Consider the following 24,154-nt stretch of genomic DNA (forward strand, 5'->3'; position numbering starts at 1 on the left):
GGGTGTTTTGGAAAATGATCAAGCGTTGAAGGCGGCCTCGACCAGGTTTTCCTGTTCGAGCGTGTGGATGGCCTTTGATCCGGCGGCGGGGCTGGAACTGCGCTCGCGGCCAGCGTAGCGGAGCTTGTGGTTGGAGAGCTCTTCGAGGCGCGGGCGGATGTAGTAGTGGGCGCCCATGTTGCGCGGCTCCTCCTGGCACCAGATCCATTTTTTCTGCGCACGCGGATACTTGGCGACGATCTCCTTCAGCATCTCGTAGTTCAGCGGGTAAAGCTGCTCGATGCGGATGATGGCGGCGTTCTTGATCTTGTTCTCGGCGCGGAATTCAAGCAGATCATAATAGACCTTGCCGCTGCACAGGATCAGGCGCGTGATGCGTTCCGGCGGGGCGAGGAGCTGGTCGTCATCGAGCACTTCCTTGAAGGTGGTGCCTTCGGCCATGTCGCTGAGCTTGGAGACGCACTTCGGATGGCGCAGCAGGCTTTTGGGCGTCATGACGACGAGCGGCTTGCGCGTGCTGCGCTTGAGCTGGCGGCGCAGCGCATGGAAATACTGCGCGGGCGTGGTGAAATTGCAGACCTGCATGTTACCGCCGGCGCAGAGCTGCAGGAAGCGTTCCAGCCGCGCGCTGGAGTGCTCGGGGCCCTGGCCTTCGTAACCGTGCGGCAGCAGAAGCGTCAGGTGACAGGGGCGCTGCCATTTGCTTTCGGCGCTGGCGATGAACTGGTCGATGATGACCTGCGCTCCGTTCACGAAGTCGCCGAACTGCGCTTCCCAGCAGACGAGCAGATTGCTGGTGAGCAGCGAGTAGCCGTAATCAAAACCGAGCACGGCGGCCTCGGACAGAAGACTGTTGTACACGCAGTAGCGGCCTTGCTCGGCGGCCAGGTTGTTCAGCGGGATATGGCGCTCACGTGTCTGCGAATCATAAAACACGCTGTGGCGCTGGCTGAAGGTGCCGCGTCGCACGTCCTGGCCGCTGAGGCGGACGCCATGGCCTTCGGTGAGAAGCGTGCCAAAGGCCAGGGACTCGGCATAGGCCCAGTCGATTCCTTCTCCAGCCTCCAATGCTTTCTTGCGGGCAGCGAGGAAGCGTTTGGCGATGGTGGGATGCAGATTGAAGCCCTCCGGCACTTCCAGAAGACGCTCGCCCACTTTTTTCAGGTCCTTGAGTTCGACGCCGGTCTTCACCGGATGGTAGTCATATGCCGCCTGCGGCATCGCCATGCTGCCTTCAAATGGATTGCCGCCATCGGCGTGCTTGTCACGATCAGCGAGCGTGGTGATGCCCTGTTCGAGTTCGTCTTCCAGCTCGCGCTGCAGCGCGGCGGAACCGGCTTCGTCAAGCACACCCGCCGAAGCGAGGTCGAGACGGAACAAGGTCGCGGTGGAAGGATGCTCGGCGATGGAGCGGGCCATGTTCGGCTGGGTGAAGCCGGGCTCGTCCGTCTCGTTGTGGCCATGTCGGCGGTAGCACACGATGTCGAGGATCACATCCAGGCCAAAGGTCTGGCGGAATTCGAGCGCGAGCTTCGTCGCATGCACGACTTCCATCGGGCAGTCGCCATTCACATGGAGCACAGGCGCCTCGATCATCTTCGCCACGTCGGTGCAGTAATGCGAGCTGCGGGCGTCCTCCGGCATCGTGGTGAAGCCGATCTGGTTGTTCACGATGACGTGGATCGTGCCGCCGGTCTGGTAGCCGGGGAGCTGCGAGAGATTGAGCACTTCCGCCACGAGACCCTGGCCGGCGAAGGCCGCGTCACCGTGGATGAGCACGGGGATGACTTTTTTGCGGTCCTTCGTGTCGCCCAGCGCGCGCTGGCGGGCACGGGCCATGCCTTCGACGACGGGATCCACCGCTTCCAGATGGCTCGGGTTCGGCGCGAGCATCACGCCGATGGAATCTCCGCCGCTGGTCTGGCGCACGGTTTCAAAGCCCAGGTGATACTTCACGTCACCATCGCCACTGACCATGTTCGGCACATAGTTTTCGCTGAACTCGTAAAAGAGATACTCCAGCGGTTTGCGCAGGAAATTCGCCAGCACGCTGAGACGGCCGCGGTGCGCCATGCCGAGGATGATTTCCTTGCCGCCGTAGGCCGGCATGCCTTCGAGAATGGTCTCCAGCGCCACGAGCATCGACTCCCCACCTTCCACCGAGAAACGCTTCTGCCCGACGAAGCGGCGGTGCAGGAAGCGCTCAAAGGTCTCCGCCTCCAGCAGCCAGCGCAGCGCGTCGATCTGCGCCTTTGCCTCCGGTTTGGCGTCCAGATCGCGGCCTTCGATGCGCTCCAGCAGCCAGGTGCGCACCTCCGGGTTGTGGATGTGCATGAACTCGAAGCCCGTGCGTCCGCAATAAATGCGCTGCAGGTCCGCCAGCATCGTCTTGAGCTTCATCGGCTGCCCGCCGCGGAACAGATGCGTCTGCACATCCTCTTCGAGCTCGTCCGCCGTGAAGCCGAGGCCCGCCAGCGTGAGCGAGGGAATCTCCGGCCCTTCCTTGTCCAGCGGGTCGAGATGCGCGGCCGTGTGGCCGAGTTCGCGGAAGGCATACAGCGCGTTCGACACACGCATGCGGAAGTTCAGCGTCTTCTCGGAGAGCGGTGTGCCTGCCCCGGCGGCCGACTCCGCGCCTTTCGTGGCCAGACGGGCCATGCCCAGTTCAAAACCTTCAAAAAACGATGACCACAGCGGTTCGACGGAACCAGGGTCTTTTTTCCAGTCCACATACTTGGACTCAAGGAAATCCGCATTGGCGCGGTACGGCAAAGTGGCACTCATGATAGGGGGCGTGGAGAATGCGCCCTTTCGTTCCGAGTGCAAATGCGGAAAGGCAGGATTTGCCGCTCTTTTCGTGGGTAAACCGCCATCCCCAACAACGGCGCGTTTGCGGGCAACGCACCCCGCCTGCCTCACGCTCCCGCCAGCTCGGAAACGCTCCATCCCAACTCGGAGAAGCTCGATACGAACTCAAAAAAACCTTTTCCGAGCCGGAAAACGCTCAATCCGAGTTCGGAAATGCCCGGCCCGGGCGCGGAACAGGTCGGCCACCGTTCGGAAACATGCAGACCGAGTCCGGTGACGTTCGACCCCGATTCGGAAAAGGTCGGCTACCGTTGGGAAAGACTCGATCCGCGATCGGAAATGCCCAACCCGAGTCCGGGGAAACTCGACCCCGATTCGGTCCTGCATGATCCGAGTCAGGAAAAGTTCAGCCGCCGTTGGGAAAGCCTCGATCCGAGTCCGGGGAAGCTCAACCCGAGTTCGGAAACGCTCAATCCGCGCTCGGAAAAGCCTTTCCCGAGTCGGGAAAAGCTCAACCCGAGGAGGGGTGTGGGGTTCAACGCTTTGATTTCCAATGGGTCATCGGATTTCTTTCCTGATTCCCTCCCCTTGGTTTACCACTCCTGGGGTTACTGCCACCAACTCCATGTTTGGCCGGACGAAATCGTGATTTGCCGCCACCCATTCGCGATTTGGCGGCACGCAAAGCCGGGATGACGGCTGTTGGGCCGGGATCGACTGATGGAAATCGGCTCCTGGACGAACCCATCCGCGCAGGACGAGCGAACCGGTGTCAGGGTGCGAAAGCGGGACGGGCATCCATTCTCTTTGGCATGGATGGCGGGCGTGGCGGGTCTTCAAGTCCCCATCCAACGTGCTTGCGACCCCATCTTGGTTTGGGCAGAATGGCCGGAAACATGAGTGCTTTGCAGCCCCCAGCCATGCCGTCTTCCGAATCATGAGCACCGTGACCACTGTCAAGAATTTGCACCCGCCTTGACGGATGCGCTGCGGAGCGGGATGATGGGTTGAAATGAGTTCCAGATGGAAAACTGCGGCGCGAATCCTGGTGGCGTTTTTGTTACTCATGGGCACGTGGTGGCTGTGGGTGATGCGGGGGCATGAGGGCCGCACTTTGGGCCGCCTGATCGATGCCCGGGTGATTTCGCAGGCTCATCACTGCCGGCTGCTGTTTTCGACGGGGCATTTCCGGGAGAACAGGCATGTTTTTGAGTGCGCGGCCGGAGACATCCTGGATGCTGACAAGGGAGGTGTGGCTTTTCATCCGGTTGACTTTGAGAATGAAAATCATGCCAGATTCTTTGCAGAGCGCATCCGCCCGCTGATGGACGGCTGCATTCAGCCGCCGGTGGACTGGAAGAATGCCGTGGTCTGCAATGGCGAAGGCAAGGGCCTGCTGACTGAAGTGTTCACGGTGAAGGCCGGAAGCCGATGCTTTGTGGTGCTGGATGTGTTTTAGAAAAGGAAATGGGAAAACGGGGTCGGTGTGCAACTGGCTGACAAACCAAATCGAGAAGAACGCAAGCGGCCGGGTTCCCCATGGGAGGCGGGGCCGAATGATCTGAGATCATCCGCAGCGGCGTGCGCCCTCTTTTTTCTTGTATCAACAGCGGTTTTTTGCCACAAACACACTTCACCCAGGCCCGTTTCACCCCGTTTCCTTGAGTGGAGGCTTGCGATGTTCTTGAAACACACATATTCTCTTTTATTGCTGCTCATTTTTTCGGGCACCGCTAATGAATGCATTGCGGAGAATGAAAAACGCATTGTGGTAATGTCTCCACACCGGCGAGTACTACCACATACCTCGCTCGCTGATTTGTCCGCAAAGCTGGATGCCGATTCCGTCTATTCACTACAAGTCGTTGCACTCACATTGCCCATTGGAAGCGATTGGGTAGTGCTTCAAGGGTTGCCGTTCAGGAAACTCAACGAACTATTCCTCTGGATTTCATGTGAAGAGGTCAAAGCTGGTGCTTTGAGCTCCCTAGCCCACCTGCCTCTTGCCACGCTCTCAATTTTTGCCAACACATCTGGAGCGACAATCGACGTTTTGCCAATCATGGGATTAGCCGAGCGATTGGAGATAGGTGATCCAGATGCTTTTTTCGGGAGGAAGCGCGAAATTGATATGGCGAAAATACATCTAAAGTTTCCCACGCTAAATACGCTTGGGTTGCCGAAGGAGTGGATCGACGCACATCCTCAGCAAGTCATCGTGCTCAAGGCTAGCTTCATTATTGTGAATGTTGACATTGGTGCAAAAATGAAATCAGCAATCGAGTTGCTCGAAAAAAACGGAGCAGATCTATTCATTCAAACTGAAAAATGAACCCGTACGCCAACCAATAGCGGGAAGCGGCAGATGTCACCGGATGCCAACCAATGGCAGATGAACCCACGAGCCAACCAATAGCGCGGGACGTGCCAGCCAATTTGGGAAAATGAAGTTATGACCGCCGCTTCGTCTGAGCTATGAACATCAACCCACCGTCAAGAATTTGCACCCGGACCCCGTTTCCCCTCTGAAATAGCTATGAAGACGTCACTTGTATTGGCCGGCATTGCAATGTGTTCTCTATTTGTCGACTGTGGGCGTCGGGGAAGTGGAAGCACGGTTCGGAAGGCCTCGGCCTTGGATAATGTGAGAATCGCCCTCTTACGAGAGGTGAACGAACATATTTTGAGCAAAGGTATCGAAGAAAAAGTGCCAGTAGATAAAGCAGTTTATGAGCTGGTAGCGCACCACCAAGAAAGGGTCGGATTTTGGGTTTCTATTCAAGGGCCAAAAAATCGAGTATGGATCGTAGAAGACGAGAAGGCAGCGTTGTTGTCTGATCCACAAGATATATATTATAAAAGAATACTTGGTGTTAAAAAAGATGGTGCTGTAGTTGCGACTGACGCTGGGCTCTTAAAAAGAGAGTTTCCATTTGATGGTGCCAAACACTTTTTCATCGAACCAAAAAATGAAAAATGAACCCGCGCGCCACCAATAGGGGAAACGGGGTCGGGCTGCAACTGGCTGACAACCCAAATCGCGAAGAACACAAGCAGCCGGGTTGAGCATTGGAGGCGTGGCCGAATGACCTGAGATCATCCGCAGCGGCATGCAGGCTCGGTTGATCCCGAAGCCGTCAGGCACTTGCCTTCACTCCGGCCAGGTAGCGCAGCACCTTCGCCAGCGTGGGGCGCATGTCCTTGCGGTCCACGATCATATCGACGAGGCCGTGCTGCATCATGAACTCGGCGGTCTGGAAGCCGGGAGGGAGGTCGGCATGGGTGGTTTCCTTCACCACACGCGGTCCGGCGAAGCCGATCATGCACTTCGGCTCGGCGATGATGATGTCGCCGAGGGTGGCGAAGCTGGCGGTGACGCCGCCGGTGGTCGGGTGCGTGAGCACGGAGATGTAGGGCAGGCGGGCTTCCGAGTGGCGGGCGAGGGCACCGCTGGTCTTGGCCATCTGCATGAGGCTGAGGATGCCCTCGTGCATGCGGGCGCCGCCGGAGGCGGAGAAGACGATGACCGGCTTGCGCTCGGCGGTGGCGGCCTCGATGGCGCGGGTGATTTTTTCCCCCACGACGCTGCCCATGCTGGCACCGAGGAAGCGGAAGTCCATGATGGCGACCAGGACGGCGATGCCCTCGATGGTGGCGTGGCCGGTGACGACGGCCTCGGTGAGCCCGGTCTTGGCCTGGTAGGCCTTCACCTTGTCGAGGTAGCCTTTGAAGCCGAGGGCGTTCACAGAATCGAGATGCTTGTCCATCTCGACGAAGCTGCCCTCGTCCACCAGGCTGGCGATGCGCTCGTCGGAGCCGATGGTGAAATGATAGCCGCAGTTCGTGCAGACGCGGAGGTTTTTGGAGAGCGCCTGCTCAAACAGGCTTTCGTTGCACGAGGGGCACTTCGTCCAGAGGCCTTCCGGCATGTCGCGTTTCTTCTCGCCTAAATCGTCAACAGAGCGTTTTTTGAAAAATCCCATGGTAGGTCAATCGGTGTGGACGTCCTGCGATGACGGACCTGATAGAGCGTCTCCCCGAGTGGCATGTCGCAGGAGTTGCCGGAAGGAAAACCACCCGGCGTTCGCACTGTCAGGCCCGGCGAGAGCCGGACGCGGGGCCGATCCTAGCCGCGTGCCGCGGTGATGACCACCACTTTTTCTACCCCGCCCTCACGTCGCAAAATTCGGGCGCACTCGCTGGTCGTCGCTCCCGTGGTGAAAACATCGTCCACCAGGAGAATGCGGCGGCCCTGAAGGTCGGTTGGGCGCTGCCAAGGCCGTGGTTTGGGCAAAGCAAATGCCCCGCGCAGGTTCCGCAGCCGCTCGTCGCGATCCAGATTCGCCTGCGTCTCGGTCGCACGGACGCGCACCAGCGCTTTCGCAGCAGGAATACCGGTCAACTGCGAGAGCCGCTGGCACAGCTCCCAGCTTTGGTTGAACTCCCGGTCCAGCTCGCGGCTGCGATGCAGCGGCACCGGCACCAGCAGCCAATCCGCGAGATTTTCCCGCGCCAGCCGGGGCTCCTCCAGCACCCGCAGCATCAGCGTGGCCAGCGCCCCACGCAGATGCAGGCGGCGGTCATACTTGAACTGATGAATCAGCTCCCGCATCGCCTCCTCGGCACGACAGGCCGCCACGGCGAACTCAAACTCCAATTTCCGCCCGCTACAGTTCATGCAGCGGAACTCGTTCGTAAAAGCTCCGTCATACACCTCGCCGCATACCTTGCAGTAAGGCGGCTCCACCAGCGGCAGCGATTCCTCACAACTGCGGCAAAACCAGGCCTGTGCACCAGAACGCGGTGTCTCCTGCGGCAGTGGTATGCGGCAAACGCTGCACAAACGCGGATAAACCAGATCCACCACGGCCGCCCACGCCGTCTGCAACATTCGTTGCAGACGTGATTCGGCGGGTGGGCCAGGAAAGGGCATGGCTGAAGTTAATGGCGATTTGCAGCAAGCCAACTGCGAGCCTAATTGCCCGCATGGCACGCATCGGCACCCCCCTCTCCTCCACCGCAACGAAAGTCATGCTCCTCGGCTCCGGCGAGCTGGGCAAGGAAGTCGTCATCGAACTGCAACGCCTCGGCTGCGAGGTGATCGCCGTGGACCGTTATGCCAACGCCCCGGCCATGCAGGTGGCCCACCGCAGCCACATCGTTTCGATGCTCGATGGCGAGGCGCTGCGCCGCCTCGTGGAAGTCGAAAAGCCCAACTGCATCGTCCCCGAGATCGAGGCCATCGCCACCGACACGCTGCTGGAACTGGAACAGGAAGGCTATCGCGTCGTCCCCACCGCCCGTGCGGCCAAACTCACGATGAACCGTGAAGGCATTCGCCGTCTTGCCGCTGAAGAACTCGGCCTCAAGACCTCGCCGTATGTGTTTGCGGCCACTGAAGAGGAGTTCCGGGCGGCGATTGAAAAAATCGGCATGCCCTGCGTCGTGAAGCCGATCATGAGCAGTTCCGGCAAGGGCCAGAGCGTGGTGAAAAAGAAGAGCGACATCGCCAAGGCCTGGAAATACGCCCAGGAAGGCGGACGCGCGGGCAAGGGCAAAGTCATCGTCGAAGGCTTCGTCGAGTTCGACTACGAGATCACCATGCTGACCGTGCGCCACGTCGGCGGCACGTCGTTCTGCGCCCCCGTGGGCCACACGCAGATCAAAGGCGACTACCGCGAGTCCTGGCAGCCGCATCCGATGTCCAAAAAAGCGCTCAAAGCCGCCGAACAGATGGCCGGGGCGATCACGGAGGCGCTCGGCGGCCGCGGGCTCTTCGGCGTCGAGATGTTCATCAAAGGCGACCATGTCATCTTCAGCGAAGTCTCCCCGCGTCCGCATGACACCGGCCTCGTCACGCTCATCTCGCAGGACTTGAGCGAGTTCGCGCTCCATGTGCGCGCCATCCTCGGTCTTCCCATTCCCAACATCCACCAGCACGGCCCCAGCGCGAGCTGCGCTGTGCTCGTCGCGGGTGAATCATCCCAGGTTCAGTTCGGCAAGCTCGACAAAGTCCTCGCCGAGCCCGACACCCAGATCCGCCTCTTCGGCAAACCGAACGTCAGCGGCCAGCGCCGCATGGCCGTGACCCTCGCCCGTGCCAAGACCATCAACGAAGCCCGCGCCAAGGCCCACCGAGCGGCGAAAGCGATGCAAATCCGGCTGTGATGCAATTCATGATTGCGCCCGATGGGCGGGTCATGTTAACACCGTGCCATGCCTGCCACCGCTCATCTGAGCCACCTGATCAAACTGCTCGACGACGAGTCGGAGGTGGTGCGTCAGGCAGTGAAGCAGGAGCTGACCGGCATGCGGCGGGAACTGCCGCAACACATTGAGACGCTGGAGACGCCGCTCACCGCCGATGAAGAGCGACTTGTGGCGCAAATGCTCGAACCGGCACGCCGCACCGAGTTGGAAGAAACCTGGATGCGCTGGCGCTGGATGGAAGGCCCGGACGCGCAGCTTGAGGAGGGCCTGAGCCAGCTTTCCGCCTTCCTGAACGGTTGGAAGACGCAATCCTCCAACCTGGCGAAACGTCTCGACGCGATGGCCGAGGAGGGGTTTGCCGAGCAGGGTCGCATGGATGCGCACGAACTCTCGCAATGGCTGTTCGCGCCGCATGGCGGCATCACGCGTTTCCGAGGCAACAGCAAAGACTACTACTCGCCCGCGAACAGCAACCTGTTCTGGGTGCTGGACACCGGCCTGGGCAATCCGATCAGCCTGTGCTGTCTCTACCGCCTGCTGGGGCAGCGTTTTGGCCTCGAAGTCGAAGGCTGCAACTTCCCCGGCCATTTCCTCTCCCGTGTCACCTACCGCGAACAAACGTGGCTGGTGGATTGTTTCAACCGCGGCCGCTTCATGCTGGCCGCCGACGTGGCCAAACACCATCCCGCCGCCAATCCCGGCATGGAAGACCTGATCCGGGAATCCGCCACCGCCGACGGCACCCTGCTGCGCATCCTGCGCAACCTTGATGAAGCTTACGAACGCCTCGGCCTCCTCCATGAGCGCCAGTTCATGCGCCGTCTTGCCGTGAAGCTGATGGAAGATTAAGGCGCGGCGAGTTCCTTTTCCCAAGCGGCGAATTCGGGCGAGGCAAGGAACTCGGCGTATTGGGCGTCATCGGCCAGCGCTTTGCGGTCAAGCACCTGGCCGAAGTTACGCTTGAACGCGCGCAGCTCATCCGCCAGCGCCTTGTAGTCCTTGCGGGCGAGATGCACGGTGATGCGTAAATCGACGATCTCCGCCATCTTGGGATCCTCCTTGGCGGCCTGATCCGCCAGTTCCAATGCCCCCGGATAATCCTTCATCTGCAACCGTGTGCCACCACGCAGGTATTTGAGATAAGGATCGCCACCGACGACCGCCTCCACCCGTTTCAGACATTCTTCCGCACCCTTGAGATCGTTTTCCATGTACAACAGATCCACCATGAGGAGATCCGTGGTGCTGTCTTTGCCGAGAATGTCCGGAGCCGCGCGCAGGGCCTCCTTGTACTGCGTCTCGACCTTGTCGGAGGAACTCAGCGACATGAGCGCCTGCAGGCGCAGGATGAAGAAGATGCGCTGGGTTTTGAGTTCCTGGGGCAGTCCGTCGCAGATGCGCAACACCTCGGCCATGTTTCCAGAACGCATGGCCTCGTTGATGCTGACAAGGTAACCCGACACCGCCTCGTCCATCTTCGGCATGCCCAGCAAGGCCGCCAGACCGCCCCCCGCCGATTTGGAAACCATCGCCGCGAGCGCGTTACGCGACTCCTCGGACGCCGTGGTGGCAAAGATGTAATTGAACATGTCCACGGCACGGAAGCTGTCGCCCTCAGGCCTGGCCATGATGTCGATGTAGTTCACCGCGCCCTCGGCCGATTTCACCCGCAGCAGCACGGCGGGGAAGCCCTGACGCTCACGTGCCCGCAGAAAACGCACCTCTCCACCCAGCACGCTCCACATCCAGCCGCCTTCGCGCTTTTTGATTCCCTGCATGAATCCGGCGCGCATCTCGGTGCTGTTCGGAATCCCTGTGGGGAGCTTTCCAAAGACCCGTGCGGTCAGTCCCTCGGCGTCCTGCAAGGACATCACCCTGGCCGAGTCTTTCTTGCTGAGTGCCTCAGCCAGCTCGACCCCGAACCGTTCCAGCGCCTGCTTTTGCGCGGCAGTCAGCGGCGGCGGCGGATTGAGCGCCGGCGTTTGCTTGTTCTTAATCTCCTGAGCCATTGCCTGCACGCGGCGGAAGGTCGGAATCGCCAGCGCGGCCAGTACGCCGACCACCAACACCACCACCCCGACAACGATGACCACGATCACGCCGGTGCTCATGCCTTTCCGTGGAGGAACGGGCAATAGCGGCAGATTCGGAACAGGCGGCAGGAGGTCAGGCGGATTCATTTTCGCAGTCTGCGACAACCAACGCCGATTTGGCAAGCCTCGCGGTTTTCCGCCTCGAAAAAATCACAGAAACCGCAGCAAAATCGGCAGCAAGTCTTCCACCGTCTGCTCCGGCCACAGTTTGCGGTCGGTCATCAGAGCGGTGTCGAGCGAGCGATGCTCAGGCCAGTTCGGTTCAGTGGGAATCTGCGGAATGACCTGAGCGAGGATGGCTTTCGCGGCAGCGACATTCGCGTGGAGGTGGCCGATGACGGATTCGGCGGTCACAGCTTCCTCCTCGACTTTCCAGCAGTCGTAATCCGTGATCATCGCCAGCGTGGCGAGAGCGATCTCGGCCTCGCGGGCGAGCTTGGCCTCGGGCAGGTTCGTCATGCCGATGACATCAAAGCCGAGCTGGCGGTGCGCGTTGGATTCCGCCCGCGTGGAGAAGGCGGGACCGTCCATGCAGACGTAGGTGCCGCCATTATGGACGCGGCGTCCCTGCGCCACGGCGGCGTCATGCAACAACACCCGCAGCTTGTCGGAAATGGGATCACCAAAAGCAACGTGCGCTACGATGCCACGGCCAAAGAACGTGTGCTGGTCACGGCGGCTGGTGCGGTCGAAGAACTGGTCCGGCAGCACGATGTCACGCGGATGATACTGCTCCTGCAGGCTGCCGACTGCGGTGACGGCGATGATCCAGCGCACGTTCAGGCTGCGCAGCGCCCAGAGGTTGGCGCGATGATTCAGCTCCGTAGGCAGGAGGCGATGACCTTTGGCATGCCGTGGCAGGAAATAAACGCGACGCCCGTTCAGCGCGCCCGTCACCAGCGCGTCCGAAGGGTGTCCAAACGGCGTTTCCACGGTGATTTCCTCGCGATTTTCGAGACCTTCAAGGTCGTACAAACCGGAACCGCCGATGATGCCGATGGCTGGAGGGAGATTTTGACTCATGCGGGCAGGGTAAAAGGCACGGAGCTTGCTTCAACTGGCATCAATCCATGACATTGAAAATGTCACCTGTTGAAGGATGAACAGAATCGTCGAAAGTCGCGTCTGAATAGTGCCGTTTAAATCCAAGTCTGCTGTCATGAACGTTCCACGTCTCCCACTGCTGCTCCTGCCCGTCATCGTGCTCACCTCCTGCTCGATGCCTGACATGTTTGCGTCCACCACACCGCACAAGATCAAGCTCAAGGACGGGCGCGAGGTGCCTTGCAAGGGGGCGCCGCAGTATCAGGAAAAGACCGGCTACTACCGCTATCGCACACCCGACAAACGTGATGCCGTCATCCGGGCGGATGAGGTCGCGACCATCGTGGAGCAGCGTGCGTGAGCATGCGCCCGCTCGTGCTCGCCTCAGCCTCCCCGCGTCGTGTCGAACTGCTGAGCCAGGCGGGTTTTGATTTTGAAATCGTCGTGCCGCAGGTCGAGGAAGCCCACGATGCTTCGCTGACGCCGGAACAGCTCACGATTGAAAACGCCCGACGCAAAGCGCTTGCCGGCAGTCTCCAGAAACCCGGAGCTCTCGTGCTCGGCGCTGACACACTGGTTTACGTGGATGGCGACCCGCTGGCCAAGCCTGCCGACATGGACGAAGCGCTGCGCATGGTGCGCCGTCTCTCAGGCCGCACTCACGAAGTCTGCACCGGTGTGGTGTTTGCCTGCGATGGTCAGGTGGAGCGTGAACTGCATGTGATCACGCATGTCACCTTCAAGTCGCTCTCCGAAGCGATCATCCGCGACTATCATTCCCAAGTGAACCCGCTCGACAAAGCAGGTGCCTATGGCATCCAGGCATGCACAGACATGCTCCTCGACCGCATGGAGGGATCGTTCACCAACGTCGTCGGTCTGCCAGTGGATGAAGTCATGACGGCGCTGTGTGCACTTCAAAGCTGACCCAAGGGCCTCAGCGCAACAGGTCCTTCCCTTGCACGATCTTTCCGTCCGCCATGACGACAGTGAATTTACCACCGTTGCGCCTGGCCATTTCATCAAGATCCCTGGCCGCGTCCGGCGTTCCCAGCGCCGTGGTGTGGATGATGGTGCGCTTGCCGCGGCTGTTTTCGGTGGTGACGGCATTGATCCAGCCTTGTTCGTCGCTGCGGTTCCCGTCCGTCATGAAAAAGATCACATCCGGCTTGGGGCTGCCCTTCAAGGCCATCAGCAGGCCGCTGCCCCAGTTGGTGCCGCCGGGATTGTTCGATTCGGCGATGATTTTCTTGCTCTTGCCGATGTTTGCCGGGTTCGTGGCGAGGTAGCTGAAGCGCGGGATGCTCACATTCCGGCTCGTCGCCGTGATCTTCCACTCGTAGTTGCTCAGCGCCCGCATGTCGTTGCTGTCCACCATGTCATGTGGCCAGGCAAAGTCGGAGAAGAAAAGGATCTGGTAGGCCGTGCCGGCCGCCATCGCGCTGATGCTTTTCGCCAGTTCCTTCTTGAGCAGGTCAAAGCGCGTCATCATCCCGCTCCCCTCCACGTTCATCGAGGCGGACATCGAGCCGGACACGTCCACCACGAACACCACATGCTTCGCCGTCGCGGTGTTGCCCAGGAAGGAGATCTTTCCTCCCGCTCCACCCGTGGTGACGCCAGAGCCGAACGATCCAAACGAGGTGCCGAGATTCAGATCGCTCGCCGTCGCCGAGAAATCGACCGCCGGCATGGCGATGTCGCTGACACCGGTGGACAGCAGCGGTGAAACCGAAGCCGCCATCGGACTCGTCTGCGGTGCTGCCGAGGTGACCTTCTTCCACGATTCATTCTCCAGTTCCTCCACCGCGCTCGTCGCCACGATCTCCGGCGGCGTGAAGTCCATCATCGGCACATGCATCAGCAGCAGGATGAAGGCGACGACCACATGCACGCCGACAGTCATCAAAATGGCCCGCTTCTTGGCGTTCTTGATTTCGTTGGTGTTGTCCGCAGGCGCGGCCTCTGGATCTGCGGCCACCCCCGTGTGAACCGCCGGTGCCTCTTGTTTCGGCGCGGGCGCTGGCCCCTGCGGCAACGGTGGCGGCCCTTCCGTGCGCGATTGCTTCATCGTCAGCGGTGCTGGTGCCGCCGGGGTGAATTTTTTCTCCTCCTTGGCAAAGGAAACCTTGGGCGTCGCGCGCGGCTCCGCACGCCGTGGCACCACCGGCTCAATCGTCTCTTCCGCAGCTGCAGCAGCCCGTGCTTTCGGCGTGAGGATGGTCGGCGCGTCATCAAAACCCTGCTCCGAGGCAAACGCCCTCCACATGGCGCCTCCATCCTGCGCTGCTTCGGCGAGAGCCGGTGGATGATCCGCGTCTGGTTCAAACACGCGCACCTTATTGACTGCCGTCGGTGCTTTCACCGGAACTGGCGGCGCCGAAACCACCGGCGGAGGCGTGTAAGCCTCCTCATGCACCGGTTCAGGTGTCTCCACCGGCTCTTCCTCATGGGCTTCTGGCTCCGCAGCGGCAGGCTGCGGTGGTTTTGCACCCCACAGCTCTTCCTTGACCACATGCTTCTCGTCCGCCGAATCGACGGTGGGCAGGAAACTGAAATCATCGTGAACGTGCCGGGCCATGGGTGGGTGATTCTCGCGGTAAACTTACGCCATTCAAGGAAGTTCCGCCCAAGTTCCGCGCGTCACGCCGAGCTGGCTTTGGGCCTTCAGATCGCGCCAGATCTCCTCGCCATCGCGCTGGCCGGCCAAAAGCTCCTGATAGGTGCGCAGGACGATCATCGCCTCATCCGCGTCCTCTTCGAGCAGCTCCACGCGGAAGCAGCGCAGGCCGTGCTCGCGGAGTTCGGCAAAGAATTCCGCGCCGGTTTGAGCGACGGCGTTGAACAGCGTGTTCCGACAGCCCACGTCGGCTTTCAGCGGGTGATTCATGCCCACGCGGTCACGCAGATGGACGCGGTGTTTGTCACAGGGGCGACCGCAGTTGGTGAAATCGGTGCCGTTGCTCAGGAACGCCGCAAAGACGCAGTGCTCCATGTGAAACATCGGCATGTGCTGATGCAGCGTGAGCTCAAACCACGAGGGCGGCGCGGCGGCGAGCAAATCGACAACCTGCTCGATATTGAGGTCGTAGCTGATCGTGAGGCGCTCCAGGCCGGTCTTTTTCAAGATCTCGGCGGTGAGCGGATTGGCGACATTGAGCGAAAAATCGCCCGTCATCGGGATGCCGTTGTCTTTGAAGTAAGCGATGGCTCCGAGATTGCGAATGAGCACGCCATGCGGTTCCGCACGCTCGATAAGCTTGAAGAAGCCTGCCTCGCCGGATTTTTGGATGCGTGGTGTTGCCAGCCAGACCTGCGCAGTATCGCTGGCGGCCTTGATGTGCTTCACCGCGTCCGCGTAACGACGGATGTCCTCGAAGTCGAGGTAGAGACGCGGGATGCCGAGCACCAGCGCGGCGTCGATGTGCGCCGGCGTGCGACACAACGCGAATAATTGCGGAATGTGGATCGCGGATTGCGGATTGGAGGCGCGAACAGACTCCAGCATGCTTTCGAGCGTGGTCGCAGGCTGCGATTTGGGCGATTCCGAATTCCGAATTCCACATTCCGCAATCAACTCACGTCGCATGCGGTTCAGCTCGCTGATCGGCAGCATCACCTCGCCTTCGACATCGAATTGCACACTGCCGAGTTCGAACTCGGTGCCGCCGAGGCGGCTGAATTGCTCGATGAAGGCGGACGGCGTCAGCGGTCGCTTCATCGCGGCCTGCAACGCCATGGTGGACGCCATGCTGTGAGCACCGCTGCGCACGACGAGCGGCTCCCCGACTTTGCCCGTGACATGAAGATCGAGCTGGCGCTGCTTCCGAATCGGGATGTCTCCCTCAAACGACTGCCGCAGCGCACGATTGAGCGCGGGATCACTCGTTTTGAAGACTCGCATGCCGATCTGGACGTCTTCCATGCGCAGATGACCGTGGCGGAAGCTCAGGGCGCTGCCGCGCATCTCATAGACGCTGCCGCCTTGCTCGTAGTTGGTGTCGGCAAGGTTTTCAAAGACGACGCCATCGCCAGGCTTCATGGCGATGTGCAATTCATCGAGTTCGAGCGTGTCCGCACCGAGGATGCGTGTGACCTGGCCGACATACGGACCGCGCTTCTTGCCGTAGTAAGCGCCAACGAGTTCCTGATGGTTCACGCCATGCATCCAGCCGGGATAGAGTCCGCGCGAGAAGGTCATTTCGAGCGCATATCGGTCTGCGTCGCTCGCAGGAGCCGGTTGATTGGCCAAGGCACGATCAATCGCCGCACGATACACTTGCGTGACACCGGCGACGTATTCCGGCGTCTTGAGACGGCCTTCGATTTTGAAACTGCGGATACCGAGTTCGATCAGGCGCGGGATTTCATCCACGGCGGCGAGATCCTGCGGCGAGAGCAGGTAGCGCTTGTCGCCAAGATCGCGCTGTTCGCCATCGACAATCATTTCATACGGCATGCGACAGGCCTGCGCGCATTCGCCACGATTCGCGCTACGGCGGCCCAGCGATTCGCTGGTGAGGCACTGCCCGGAGTAAGCAACGCATAACGCTCCATGCACAAAGACTTCGAGTGGCACATGCGCGTCCTTGAAACGTTCCAGCTCGCGCATGGAAAGCTCACGCGCCAGCACCGCCTGGTCGATGTCGAGCTGCTTGGCGAATTCGAGGCCCTCGGGTGAGGTGATCGTCATCTGCGTGCTCGCATGCAGCCGCAGCTTCGGCGTGAGCGCCTTCACCATGCGTGCGAGGCCAAGATCCTGCACGATCACCGCATCCACACCGCTGTTTTCGAGCAAACGAAGCTGCGTTTCGGCATCCGGCAGTTCCTTGGTGAAGATGAGCGTGTTGAAAGCCACGTAGCCCTTCACGCCATGCTCATGGAGGAACTTCATCAGCTCCGGCAGGTCTTCCGCAGTGAAGTTGTCCGCCCGCAACCGCGCATTGAAGCGCGGCATGCCGAAGTAAATCGCATCCGCGCCGTTTGCGACGGCTGCACGCGCACAGTCCCAATTACCGGCGGGAGAGAGAAGTTCGGGACGTGGCAAAGTGGAGGACGGCATGCGGCCTATGGATACAGGCGCGCGGCCATACACTCAACCGACGATGATGCCCTTCGCTTTGCGTTCTTTCTCGCGCTCAAGGAGCGGGATTTTCTCAGCGGTTTCGAGGACTTGAACACCCTGGTCACCGATCTTGGCGAAGGTGAGGCCATTGAGGGCGGGGACTTCGGTGGTGAGGCGTTTGAAGACGTCTTCGACGGTGTGGATGCCGTTGGAGCCGCCGAGGGCGACGATGAGGTCGCGGAGGATTTCCCAGGTGTCGTGGGCGTTGCCGGGGGCTTTGACGGCCTTGTTGAGGCGTTGGAGGCGGCCGGTGACGTTGATCATGCTGCCGCGTTTCTCGGCGTAGGCGGTGCCGGGGAGGACGACATCGCTGAGTTCGGCGCTGGCATTGGCCAAGATGTGAAGCGATGCGATGAACGGCACTTTTTCGAGATCGCGCTGCGTAAAACCAACTTTGAGGAGGTTTTCACCGAGGGCGAGCACGGCGCGGAGGCGGCCACGGCTCATTTGTTCGGTGATTTCAGCGAGTTTGGCTCCGGGTTCGATGCCGAGGATGAGTTTCGCGCCGTTGGTGTTCGGATTGAGGTCGTCGGCGCGGAGGTAGTTGTCAGAACCACCAGTGCGCGGGATGACATCGACGTTGGTGGTGCCGAGTTGGGCGGCGAGGTGCTTCACGAAGAACAATTCTTCATTTGTCATGCGGGCGCTGGCGATGATGGCGATTTCCTCGCCCTTCTTGCCGGCCAAAGCGGTGGCGATGTTGCTCAGCGCGGCCTTCCAGGTGGCGATGTTGTGTTTGCCGCCGGTCTTGATCATCGGATCGGTGAGGCGGAACTCGCTGTTCACGAAGTGGAAGTCGAGACGGCCTTGGTCACACATCCACGAGGAGTTCACGTCGTTGTTGTCGCGCGGAGTCTGGCGATAGACGGTATCGCCGCGTGCGCCGATCTCCATGTTGCAACCGCGGCCGCAGCCGGTGCAGATGCTATTTGTCTCGCTGAGGAACCACACGCGCTGCTGGAAGCGGAAGTCGTTGCTCGTGAGAGCGCCGACGGGGCAAATATCGACGGTGTTGAGCGAGTAGTTGTTTTCGAGGCGCTTGCCAGGATGCACGGCGAGTGTCGTGTGGCTGCCGCGTTCGGTGAAGCCGAGCACGGGATCGTCGGCGATCTCGGCGGTGAAGCGGATGCAGCGGCTGCACATGATGCAGCGCTCGTCATCGAGGCGGACGCGGGGGCCGATGTCCACGTTCTTCGGCTTCTTGACCTTGTCTTCGCGGAAGCGGCTCTCGCCTTTGCCGTGCTCGACGCTGAATTCTTGGAGACGGCACTCACCAGCCTGGTCGCAAATCGGGCAGTCGAGCGGGTGATTGATGAGGAGGAACTCCATCACGCCTTTGCGGCATTCCTGCGTGAGCAGCGAGTCGGTGCGGATGCCCATGCCTTCGGCGACGGTGTTGGCGCAGGCGATGACCGCGCGGGGCATCCAGCCGATCTTTGGCATGCCGTGCTCGTCTTTTTCAGGCTCGGTGCCGGGCGCGGGACGCGGCGGCATGCCCATCTCGACAAGGCACATGCGACAGTTGCCGGGGGAGGACAGTTTCGGGTGGTAGCAGTAGTGGGGGACTTCCGCTTTGGCCTGCTTGCAGGCCTCGATCATGCGCGTGCCTTTGGGGAATTTGAGCCAGACGCCGTCGATCTGCACGTTCACCAGATCGGCAGGCGGTGGTGGGGCGGGAGTAGCGGCAGGGGCTTCAGCAGGGGCAGGCATGAGCAAAAATGGGGACTGGCGTCGATTATCGGAGCCGCATGGAGTGCGGCAACCCGATTTTGTGAAAAGTTTCACAAGCGCCCAGGCATGAGTCTTTGCCAAGCGGCTGGCGCGTGCCATTCATGCGCCCCGCCATGCCCATCCCGGTCATTTTGAATCCCGCCGCACGCAGCACGAAGGCCGCCGCGCTCGAACATGCCCTGCGCAAGCTCACTCCTGAGCCGGAGCTGCATCTGACCAAGGGTCCGGGCGATGCCGCCGTCATCGCCGAATGGCTGGCGACCGAGGGCCACGAACTCGTCGTTTCCGCCGGTGGCGACGGGACGATGAACGAGGTGCTGCAAGGCATCTGCCGGGCGAATGCCCGCCGCAAGCCGGGCGAAAAGCACACGGCACTCGGGGTTTTACCGCTCGGCACGATGAATGTGTTCTCCGTGGAGCTGAAGCTGCCAGGCCGAGACATCGAAGGCTGCTGGCGGAAGATCACGAGCGGAACGCGGCAGGAAATCGATCTCTGGATGGCGAACGAGCATTACTTCGTGCAACTCGGCGGCGTGGGTCTCGACGCGCAAATCGTGCAGGACACGTCGTGGGAACAGAAGAAGAAATATGGCCCGCTCAGCTATGTGCTGAGCGCCGTGAACGTGCTGATGCAAACGCCGCCGACGCTCAGTGTACAAATCGACGGCAAAGCACCACTTCTAGGCACCGTGGTGCTGATTGGCAACGGCAGGCACTACGGCGGACCGTTTCCACTGTTCCGCGATGCCTCAAACACGGACGGCCTGCTCGATTTGATCATCTTTCGCGGTCTGGGCGGCATGGAATTCATCCAACTGCTGCGCGGCATGCTGCTCGATGGTTACCAAGAGTGCGAGTACCTGGACTACATCCAGGCGAGCGAGTTCACCGTGACGTCGGACCGCGGCGAGGCCCCCGTGGAGCTGGACGGCGAGCTGGCGGACCTGAGCGCCCCCGTGGTTTTTCGTCCCGCGCCGTTCCGCTTGAGCGTGATCGCGGGCTGAACGAGTCGCGCTTCGGTTTGAAGCGGGAAGGCTTGTCTTCGGCATCACCACGACGCGGCGGACCGCTCTTTTTGCCGCCACGCGTCGGTTTGAAGCTGCGTGGTTCGCGCGCTTCGGGTTCGCGTTCGCTAAGGTCACGCCCCCTTGGTGGGCCGCCCGCTCTGCCGCGAGTAGGTTTGGAACGCCGCTCGCCATCCTTGGAGCCTTTTCCACGAGCCGGTGGCCGGCCTTCGGATTCGCCTTCTGCCTCCGCGGCGGGATTGCGCTCGAGACGCGGCTTGGCGGGCTCTTCTTTGAAGAAGCGCTCGACCTCCGTCGGTGTGAGTTCTTTGTAGGCGCCTTTGGCCAGACCGTGAAGCTTCATCCAGCCGATGCGGATGCGCGTGAGACGTGTGACCTCGTAGCCGAGGTAGTAGAGCATCATGCGAATCTGACGCTTGAGGCCCATCTTCAAAACGATGTGAGCCCGGTAGCCGGTGTCCACCCAGGCGCGTTCAGCACGGGCGAAACCTTCCTCGGTCATCATGCCTTTGACGAGTTTCGCCATCACTTCCGCGTTCAGCGGCTGATCGACGACGACTTCGTATTCCTTTTCTGCTCCCTGGCTCGGATGAATGATCCGGTGGGAAAGATCACCTCGATTGGTGAGGAGAATGAGGCCTTCACTTTCTTTGTCGAGACGGCCGACGTGATGCAGGTTCTGATACTTGAGCGGCAGCAGATCGTAGATCGTCATGCGCTCATGCGTGTCGCCACGGGAGCAGAGATAGCCCTTCGGTTTGTTCAGTGCGAGGACGACCGGCGTCTCGGTGCGCACTGGAGAGCCATCGACAACGACCTTGTCGTCAGGCTGCACCTGGGTGGCGAGTTCCTTGATGATGTGGCCGTTGATCGACACACGCCCGCCGAGGATGATTTCCTCCGCGCCACGCCGTGAGGCCACGCCGCACTGGCTGAGATAACGATTGAGGCGCACGGGAAAGCCTTATTCCGGCTTGGTCTTCGGCAGGTTCGTCGGGAGACGGCCTTCCTTCCAAAGTCCACGGGATTTGAGCAGCTTGACGCGCTCGCCGCGCTTCAAAACACTGCGCTTGGTGCCGACGGAGCCGGAAGTCTTGAGGCTGCTATGCTGGGACATGGTGAATAAAGGGGCTGGGGGTAGTCTGAAAAAGGGCGCGGAGAATAGCCGCCCGCTCCCAAGGTGCAAGGGGTTTGTGCAGGGGAGAACCGCCTCAGTAAAAGCTGCCAAAAACCGGCGGAATCTCGCGCACGACCACCCGCAGGCTCAGCCCATGGCGGCTCAGTTCTTCATCAAGGGCATCATCCGTCTCCGGTCCGGCCTCCAGCACCTTCTCCACCCAAGGACGGTAGGTTTTGGAAAAACGGGAAGCATAGGGATGTCGTTCGTCGTTCCAATGCTTGAGCAGCCGCTTTTTGGCGGAGGGCCGCTTCCACAACAAGCGACCATACTCCAACCGCGCCTGATCATGCAGGAGCAGGGGCCAGCGGTCATGGATGGAAGGGTTCATGGAACTCACGAAGCATGCCACATACCGGCAGCACTGCAATGATGCTCAAATCAGACCCAGGCTGGCGGCGAAAGCCTCATGCGCCCGGTCCCGAGCTTCATTTCGCGCGATTTTGGGCGCCAGCAGATCGGCAACCGCAGGGACGATCACTGTCAGTGTGTCGCGATACGTTTGAGAAAAGGCACGATCTCGCCATCCCACCGGCAGATGATCCAAAACCATGCGCGGCATCAGATTCACATGCCAACCGTGTGTCTGCTCAAATTCGCTGCCGATCAGGGCATCGTAGGCCAGTTCGGCGACTGCATCACTTTCTGTCACCGGATCGGCATCCATGCTGTTTTCAGGCAGCGGGTCGTCGCGGCCAATCCTCGCCACATGCCAGAGAATGGCCGCCGAACCGATCAAAATCATCTCCGCAGGTTCTGTCAGCCGTTCCCCCCATTCGTTGAGCCAATCGGTGACCTGATGCGGATGGCTCAATTCTCGCTTCGGCATGGTTGTGTCAGTTTGAAGTTACCCCAGAACCTTCTTGCGCACGATCTCCGTGACCATCTTCGGGTTCGCTTTCCCTTGGCTGGCTTTCATGGCCTGGCCGGTGAACCAGTTCATGGCCTTTTCGTTGCCAGCCTGGACTTCGGCGACTTTGTCGGGGTTGGCAGCGAGGATCTGCTCCACGATGGCCTCCAGGGCGCCGGTGTCGCTGACTTGCTCGAAGCCTTTGGCCTTGATGATCTCAGCGGCGGGTATGCCGGTCTCAAACATCTCTGTGAAGACCTCCTTGGCCTGATTGTTGGAGATTTTGCCAGCTTCGACAGTAGCGACGAGCGCACTGAGCGCCTCTGGCTTCACCGGGCATTCAGAAAGGCTGAGCGAGCGGTCGTTGAGAGCACCTAGGAGGTCGTTGATGACCCAGTTGGCTATCTTTTTGGCCGGAACGACCTTGTCGGCGGCCACAGCGGCCTCGTACCAAGCGGCCAGTTCTTTCTCGCTCGCGAGCACCCCGGCGTCGTAAGCACTGCAACCGTAGTCCTGCTCAAAACGGGCGCGTTTTTCGTGCGGCAGCTCGGGAACCTGAGGTTTCATCTTGGCGACGAGTTCGGCCGTGCGCACCGGGAGCAAATCGGGATCAGGGAAGTAGCGGTAGTCGTGCGCGTCCTCCTTGGTGCGCATGAGCGTGGTCTCGCCACGGTCATCGTCCCAACGGCGGGTGCTTTGGAGGAGTTTTTCGCCGCGATCGAGAGCCTCGGCCTGCCTCTCGGTTTCAAACTTGATCGCGCGACGCACAGCGGACATCGAGTTGAGGTTTTTGAGCTCGATCTTCGCTCCGAGTTCCTTCTGGCCTTCGGGGCGCAGGGAAATGTTCACGTCGCAGCGCAGGTTGCCCTTCTCCATGTCGGCATCGCTCACGCCGCCGTAGATCAAGATCTGCCGCAGGCTGGTCAGGTAGGCGAAGGCCTCCTCGGCGCTGTCGATGTCCGGTTCGCTGACGATTTCCATCAGCGGGGTGCCGGCGCGATTAAAGTCGAGCGTGGTGAACTTGTCGTAGTGCGTGGACTTGCCCACGTCCTCCTCCAGATGAATGCGCGTGAGCTTCACCACCTTGCCCGGATTGGTGATGCTCTTCTGCGCGTCCTTCGGATATGCGAGATCATACAGCGGCACGCCACCGCCAAGGCACAGCGGCATGTCGAACTGAGTGATCTGGTAGTTCTTCGGCATGTCGGGGTAGAAGTAGTTTTTGCGATCCCACTTCACCACGGGCGGCGTTTCGCAGCCCAGCATCATCCCGGTGAGGATCGTCTTTTCGATGGCGGCCTGATTCAACACCGGCAGCGCTCCGGGCAGACCGAGGCAGGTGGGACAGGTATGCGTGTTCGGCTCCGCTCCATACTCGGCAGGGCAGGCGCAGAACATCTTGCTGCGCGTCGTGAGCTGCGCGTGAACTTCGAGACCGATAGTGAGGATGTACTTGGGCATGACAGGCAATGAGCCAAGCCAAAGCCGAAATCTCAGGCGGATGCAAGGGCGAAGCGGGCAAGCGGGCGAGGAAACCTCTTGGACACAACGATGCTAAAGGCTATTTTCAGACCATGCCTGCCGTCGCCACCCGTGATCTCGCCAGCCTCATCGCCGAGGAAGCCGCCACGCTTCCGGCGGAGAAGCTGTCCTCCGTGCTCGATTATGTGCTGTTCATCAAACAGCAACATACCAAAAACGAAAACGGTGATGCGGCGTGGGAGCGCATCATCAATGATCCACGGCCCCGCCCCAAGTTGCAGGCATTCATGCAGGCCGCGCTGGCGGAAGGCAGCGAACCCTTGGATTTGTCCCGGTTGTGATTTCACGCGCCACACCTGCATTCTGGCGTTGTCTGAATGCGCTCTCGCCGCAGGATCAACAGGCAGCCAGGAAAGCTTATGACCTGTTCATGGAGGATTGCGGCCACCGTTCCCTGCGCTTCAAGAAGCTGGAGGGAGAAGCAGATGTGTGGTCCGTACGTGTGAATCTCAATCTGCGAGCCGTCGCGCAGCGCTCAGGTGACACTGTGACGTGGTTCTGGATCGGCACGCACAAGGAGTTCGACCATCTCTTTGCCTGATCCACGTC

General features: G+C 60.5%; 24 protein-coding genes. 11 read left to right on the plus strand and 13 right to left on the minus strand.

The window, feature by feature from the left end:
* Positions 1–18: 18 nt before the first annotated feature.
* Positions 19–2,784 (minus strand): 2-oxoglutarate dehydrogenase E1 component, encoded by a 2,766-nt coding sequence (locus U1A53_RS02890; RefSeq protein ID WP_322278863.1) that lies wholly within the window; start codon positions 2,782–2,784, stop codon positions 19–21.
* Between the two features lie 297 nt (positions 2,785–3,081).
* Here U1A53_RS02890 and U1A53_RS02895 point away from each other — a divergent pair, with 297 nt between their 5' ends.
* From U1A53_RS02895 to U1A53_RS02910, 4 genes are all read left to right on the plus strand, one after another.
* The gene (locus U1A53_RS02895; protein ID WP_322278864.1) at positions 3,082–3,504 is read left to right on the plus strand and encodes a hypothetical protein; all 423 of its coding nucleotides are present in this window, start codon (positions 3,082–3,084) and stop codon (positions 3,502–3,504) included.
* A 316-nt stretch (positions 3,505–3,820) separates the two neighbouring features.
* Positions 3,821–4,267 (plus strand): hypothetical protein, encoded by a 447-nt coding sequence (locus U1A53_RS02900; protein WP_322278866.1) that lies wholly within the window; start codon positions 3,821–3,823, stop codon positions 4,265–4,267.
* Positions 4,268–4,492: 225 nt separating this feature from the next.
* Entirely contained in the window at positions 4,493–5,140 is a 648-nt protein-coding gene (locus tag U1A53_RS02905; protein WP_322278867.1) for a hypothetical protein, read from the plus strand.
* Between the two features lie 204 nt (positions 5,141–5,344).
* Entirely contained in the window at positions 5,345–5,788 is a 444-nt protein-coding gene (locus U1A53_RS02910) for a hypothetical protein (protein ID WP_322278868.1), read from the plus strand.
* A gap of 157 nt (positions 5,789–5,945) precedes the next feature.
* Here U1A53_RS02910 and accD read toward each other — a convergent pair whose 3' ends face one another.
* Both accD and U1A53_RS02920 read right to left on the minus strand, forming a co-directional pair.
* Complete coding sequence (gene accD, locus U1A53_RS02915; RefSeq protein WP_322278869.1) at positions 5,946–6,791, minus strand: acetyl-CoA carboxylase, carboxyltransferase subunit beta; 846 nt, start codon at positions 6,789–6,791, stop codon at positions 5,946–5,948.
* A 143-nt stretch (positions 6,792–6,934) separates the two neighbouring features.
* The gene (locus tag U1A53_RS02920; protein ID WP_322278870.1) at positions 6,935–7,741 is read right to left on the minus strand and encodes a ComF family protein; all 807 of its coding nucleotides are present in this window, start codon (positions 7,739–7,741) and stop codon (positions 6,935–6,937) included.
* 53 nt (positions 7,742–7,794) lie between these two features.
* Here U1A53_RS02920 and purT point away from each other — a divergent pair, with 53 nt between their 5' ends.
* Together purT and U1A53_RS02930 are read left to right on the plus strand one after the other, a co-directional pair.
* On the plus strand, positions 7,795–8,976 hold the full coding sequence (purT, locus tag U1A53_RS02925) for a formate-dependent phosphoribosylglycinamide formyltransferase (RefSeq protein WP_322278872.1): 1,182 nt from the start codon (positions 7,795–7,797) through the stop codon (positions 8,974–8,976).
* Between the two features lie 48 nt (positions 8,977–9,024).
* Positions 9,025–9,867 (plus strand): transglutaminase-like domain-containing protein, encoded by an 843-nt coding sequence (locus tag U1A53_RS02930; RefSeq protein ID WP_322278873.1) that lies wholly within the window; start codon positions 9,025–9,027, stop codon positions 9,865–9,867.
* On the opposite strand, the gene U1A53_RS02935 is transcribed toward U1A53_RS02930, so the two are convergent.
* Together U1A53_RS02935 and mtnP are read right to left on the minus strand one after the other, a co-directional pair.
* On the minus strand, positions 9,864–11,198 hold the full coding sequence (locus U1A53_RS02935) for a hypothetical protein (protein WP_322278875.1): 1,335 nt from the start codon (positions 11,196–11,198) through the stop codon (positions 9,864–9,866). The two genes, U1A53_RS02930 and U1A53_RS02935, sit on opposite strands and share 4 nt — an antisense overlap.
* Positions 11,199–11,261: 63 nt before the next feature.
* On the minus strand, positions 11,262–12,134 hold the full coding sequence (gene mtnP, locus U1A53_RS02940) for an S-methyl-5'-thioadenosine phosphorylase (protein ID WP_322278877.1): 873 nt from the start codon (positions 12,132–12,134) through the stop codon (positions 11,262–11,264).
* 136 nt (positions 12,135–12,270) lie between these two features.
* On the opposite strand from mtnP, the gene U1A53_RS02945 reads away from it, so the two are divergent.
* The gene (locus U1A53_RS02945) at positions 12,271–12,516 is read left to right on the plus strand and encodes a YgdI/YgdR family lipoprotein (protein ID WP_322278878.1); all 246 of its coding nucleotides are present in this window, start codon (positions 12,271–12,273) and stop codon (positions 12,514–12,516) included.
* Positions 12,517–12,518: 2 nt separating this feature from the next.
* Entirely contained in the window at positions 12,519–13,082 is a 564-nt protein-coding gene (locus U1A53_RS02950; RefSeq protein WP_322280122.1) for a Maf family protein, read from the plus strand.
* 10 nt (positions 13,083–13,092) lie between these two features.
* Here U1A53_RS02950 and U1A53_RS02955 read toward each other — a convergent pair whose 3' ends face one another.
* From U1A53_RS02955 to U1A53_RS02965, 3 genes are read right to left on the minus strand one after another with little or no spacing between them, the layout of a single operon-like run.
* Positions 13,093–14,736 (minus strand): hypothetical protein, encoded by a 1,644-nt coding sequence (locus U1A53_RS02955; protein ID WP_322278879.1) that lies wholly within the window; start codon positions 14,734–14,736, stop codon positions 13,093–13,095.
* 33 nt (positions 14,737–14,769) lie between these two features.
* Positions 14,770–17,217: a U32 family peptidase gene (locus tag U1A53_RS02960; RefSeq protein ID WP_322278880.1), complete on the minus strand. Its 2,448-nt coding sequence runs from the start codon at positions 17,215–17,217 to the stop codon at positions 14,770–14,772.
* A 33-nt stretch (positions 17,218–17,250) separates the two neighbouring features.
* Positions 17,251–18,990 carry a molybdopterin-dependent oxidoreductase gene (locus U1A53_RS02965; RefSeq protein ID WP_322278881.1) on the minus strand — a complete coding sequence of 580 codons (1,740 nt, stop codon included), beginning with the start codon at positions 18,988–18,990 and terminating at the stop codon, positions 17,251–17,253.
* Between the two features lie 134 nt (positions 18,991–19,124).
* On the opposite strand from U1A53_RS02965, the gene U1A53_RS02970 reads away from it, so the two are divergent.
* On the plus strand, positions 19,125–20,015 hold the full coding sequence (locus U1A53_RS02970) for a diacylglycerol kinase family protein (RefSeq protein WP_322278882.1): 891 nt from the start codon (positions 19,125–19,127) through the stop codon (positions 20,013–20,015).
* Here U1A53_RS02970 and U1A53_RS02975 read toward each other — a convergent pair.
* The 5 genes from U1A53_RS02975 to gatB all read right to left on the minus strand — a co-directional run bounded on the left by U1A53_RS02975 (position 19,897) and on the right by gatB (position 23,524).
* Positions 19,897–20,991 carry a pseudouridine synthase gene (locus tag U1A53_RS02975; protein ID WP_322278883.1) on the minus strand — a complete coding sequence of 365 codons (1,095 nt, stop codon included), beginning with the start codon at positions 20,989–20,991 and terminating at the stop codon, positions 19,897–19,899. The two genes, U1A53_RS02970 and U1A53_RS02975, sit on opposite strands and share 119 nt — an antisense overlap.
* 9 nt (positions 20,992–21,000) lie before the next feature.
* Positions 21,001–21,153 (minus strand): small basic protein, encoded by a 153-nt coding sequence (locus U1A53_RS02980; RefSeq protein WP_322278884.1) that lies wholly within the window; start codon positions 21,151–21,153, stop codon positions 21,001–21,003.
* A 94-nt stretch (positions 21,154–21,247) separates the two neighbouring features.
* Complete coding sequence (locus U1A53_RS02985) at positions 21,248–21,544, minus strand: hypothetical protein (RefSeq protein WP_322278885.1); 297 nt, start codon at positions 21,542–21,544, stop codon at positions 21,248–21,250.
* Positions 21,545–21,589: 45 nt separating this feature from the next.
* The gene (locus U1A53_RS02990) at positions 21,590–22,042 is read right to left on the minus strand and encodes a hypothetical protein (RefSeq protein ID WP_322278887.1); all 453 of its coding nucleotides are present in this window, start codon (positions 22,040–22,042) and stop codon (positions 21,590–21,592) included.
* Positions 22,043–22,060: 18 nt separating this feature from the next.
* Positions 22,061–23,524 (minus strand): Asp-tRNA(Asn)/Glu-tRNA(Gln) amidotransferase subunit GatB, encoded by a 1,464-nt coding sequence (gene gatB, locus U1A53_RS02995; RefSeq protein WP_322278888.1) that lies wholly within the window; start codon positions 23,522–23,524, stop codon positions 22,061–22,063.
* A 113-nt stretch (positions 23,525–23,637) separates the two neighbouring features.
* On the opposite strand from gatB, the gene U1A53_RS03000 reads away from it, so the two are divergent.
* Complete coding sequence (locus U1A53_RS03000) at positions 23,638–23,886, plus strand: hypothetical protein (protein ID WP_322278889.1); 249 nt, start codon at positions 23,638–23,640, stop codon at positions 23,884–23,886.
* The gene (locus tag U1A53_RS03005) at positions 23,883–24,146 is read left to right on the plus strand and encodes a hypothetical protein (protein ID WP_322278890.1); all 264 of its coding nucleotides are present in this window, start codon (positions 23,883–23,885) and stop codon (positions 24,144–24,146) included. The genes U1A53_RS03000 and U1A53_RS03005 overlap by 4 nt, the downstream gene beginning before the upstream one ends.
* The last annotated feature ends 8 nt before the right edge of the window (positions 24,147–24,154 follow it).

It is taken from the genome of Prosthecobacter sp., assembly GCF_034366625.1.
GTDB lineage: Bacteria > Verrucomicrobiota > Verrucomicrobiia > Verrucomicrobiales > Verrucomicrobiaceae > Prosthecobacter.

Excerpts from the sequence above, each read along its gene's own strand:
- U1A53_RS02890 (WP_322278863.1), bottom strand. The coding sequence starts at position 2,784 with ATGAGTGCCACTTTGCCGTACCGCGCCAATGCGGATTTCCTTGAGTCC.
- U1A53_RS02900 (WP_322278866.1), top strand. The coding sequence starts at position 3,821 with ATGAGTTCCAGATGGAAAACTGCGGCGCGAATCCTGGTGGCGTTTTTG.
- U1A53_RS02910 (WP_322278868.1), top strand. The coding sequence starts at position 5,345 with ATGAAGACGTCACTTGTATTGGCCGGCATTGCAATGTGTTCTCTATTT.
- accD (WP_322278869.1), bottom strand. The coding sequence starts at position 6,791 with ATGGGATTTTTCAAAAAACGCTCTGTTGACGATTTAGGCGAGAAGAAA.
- U1A53_RS02920 (WP_322278870.1), bottom strand. The coding sequence starts at position 7,741 with ATGCCCTTTCCTGGCCCACCCGCCGAATCACGTCTGCAACGAATGTTG.
- purT (WP_322278872.1), top strand. The coding sequence starts at position 7,795 with ATGGCACGCATCGGCACCCCCCTCTCCTCCACCGCAACGAAAGTCATG.
- U1A53_RS02930 (WP_322278873.1), top strand. The coding sequence starts at position 9,025 with ATGCCTGCCACCGCTCATCTGAGCCACCTGATCAAACTGCTCGACGAC.
- U1A53_RS02935 (WP_322278875.1), bottom strand. The coding sequence starts at position 11,198 with ATGAATCCGCCTGACCTCCTGCCGCCTGTTCCGAATCTGCCGCTATTG.
- mtnP (WP_322278877.1), bottom strand. The coding sequence starts at position 12,134 with ATGAGTCAAAATCTCCCTCCAGCCATCGGCATCATCGGCGGTTCCGGT.
- U1A53_RS02945 (WP_322278878.1), top strand. The coding sequence starts at position 12,271 with ATGAACGTTCCACGTCTCCCACTGCTGCTCCTGCCCGTCATCGTGCTC.
- U1A53_RS02950 (WP_322280122.1), top strand. The coding sequence starts at position 12,519 with ATGCGCCCGCTCGTGCTCGCCTCAGCCTCCCCGCGTCGTGTCGAACTG.
- U1A53_RS02955 (WP_322278879.1), bottom strand. The coding sequence starts at position 14,736 with ATGGCCCGGCACGTTCACGATGATTTCAGTTTCCTGCCCACCGTCGAT.
- U1A53_RS02960 (WP_322278880.1), bottom strand. The coding sequence starts at position 17,217 with ATGCCGTCCTCCACTTTGCCACGTCCCGAACTTCTCTCTCCCGCCGGT.
- U1A53_RS02965 (WP_322278881.1), bottom strand. The coding sequence starts at position 18,990 with ATGCCTGCCCCTGCTGAAGCCCCTGCCGCTACTCCCGCCCCACCACCG.
- U1A53_RS02970 (WP_322278882.1), top strand. The coding sequence starts at position 19,125 with ATGCCCATCCCGGTCATTTTGAATCCCGCCGCACGCAGCACGAAGGCC.
- U1A53_RS02980 (WP_322278884.1), bottom strand. The coding sequence starts at position 21,153 with ATGTCCCAGCATAGCAGCCTCAAGACTTCCGGCTCCGTCGGCACCAAG.
- U1A53_RS02985 (WP_322278885.1), bottom strand. The coding sequence starts at position 21,544 with ATGAACCCTTCCATCCATGACCGCTGGCCCCTGCTCCTGCATGATCAG.
- U1A53_RS02990 (WP_322278887.1), bottom strand. The coding sequence starts at position 22,042 with ATGCCGAAGCGAGAATTGAGCCATCCGCATCAGGTCACCGATTGGCTC.
- gatB (WP_322278888.1), bottom strand. The coding sequence starts at position 23,524 with ATGCCCAAGTACATCCTCACTATCGGTCTCGAAGTTCACGCGCAGCTC.
- U1A53_RS03000 (WP_322278889.1), top strand. The coding sequence starts at position 23,638 with ATGCCTGCCGTCGCCACCCGTGATCTCGCCAGCCTCATCGCCGAGGAA.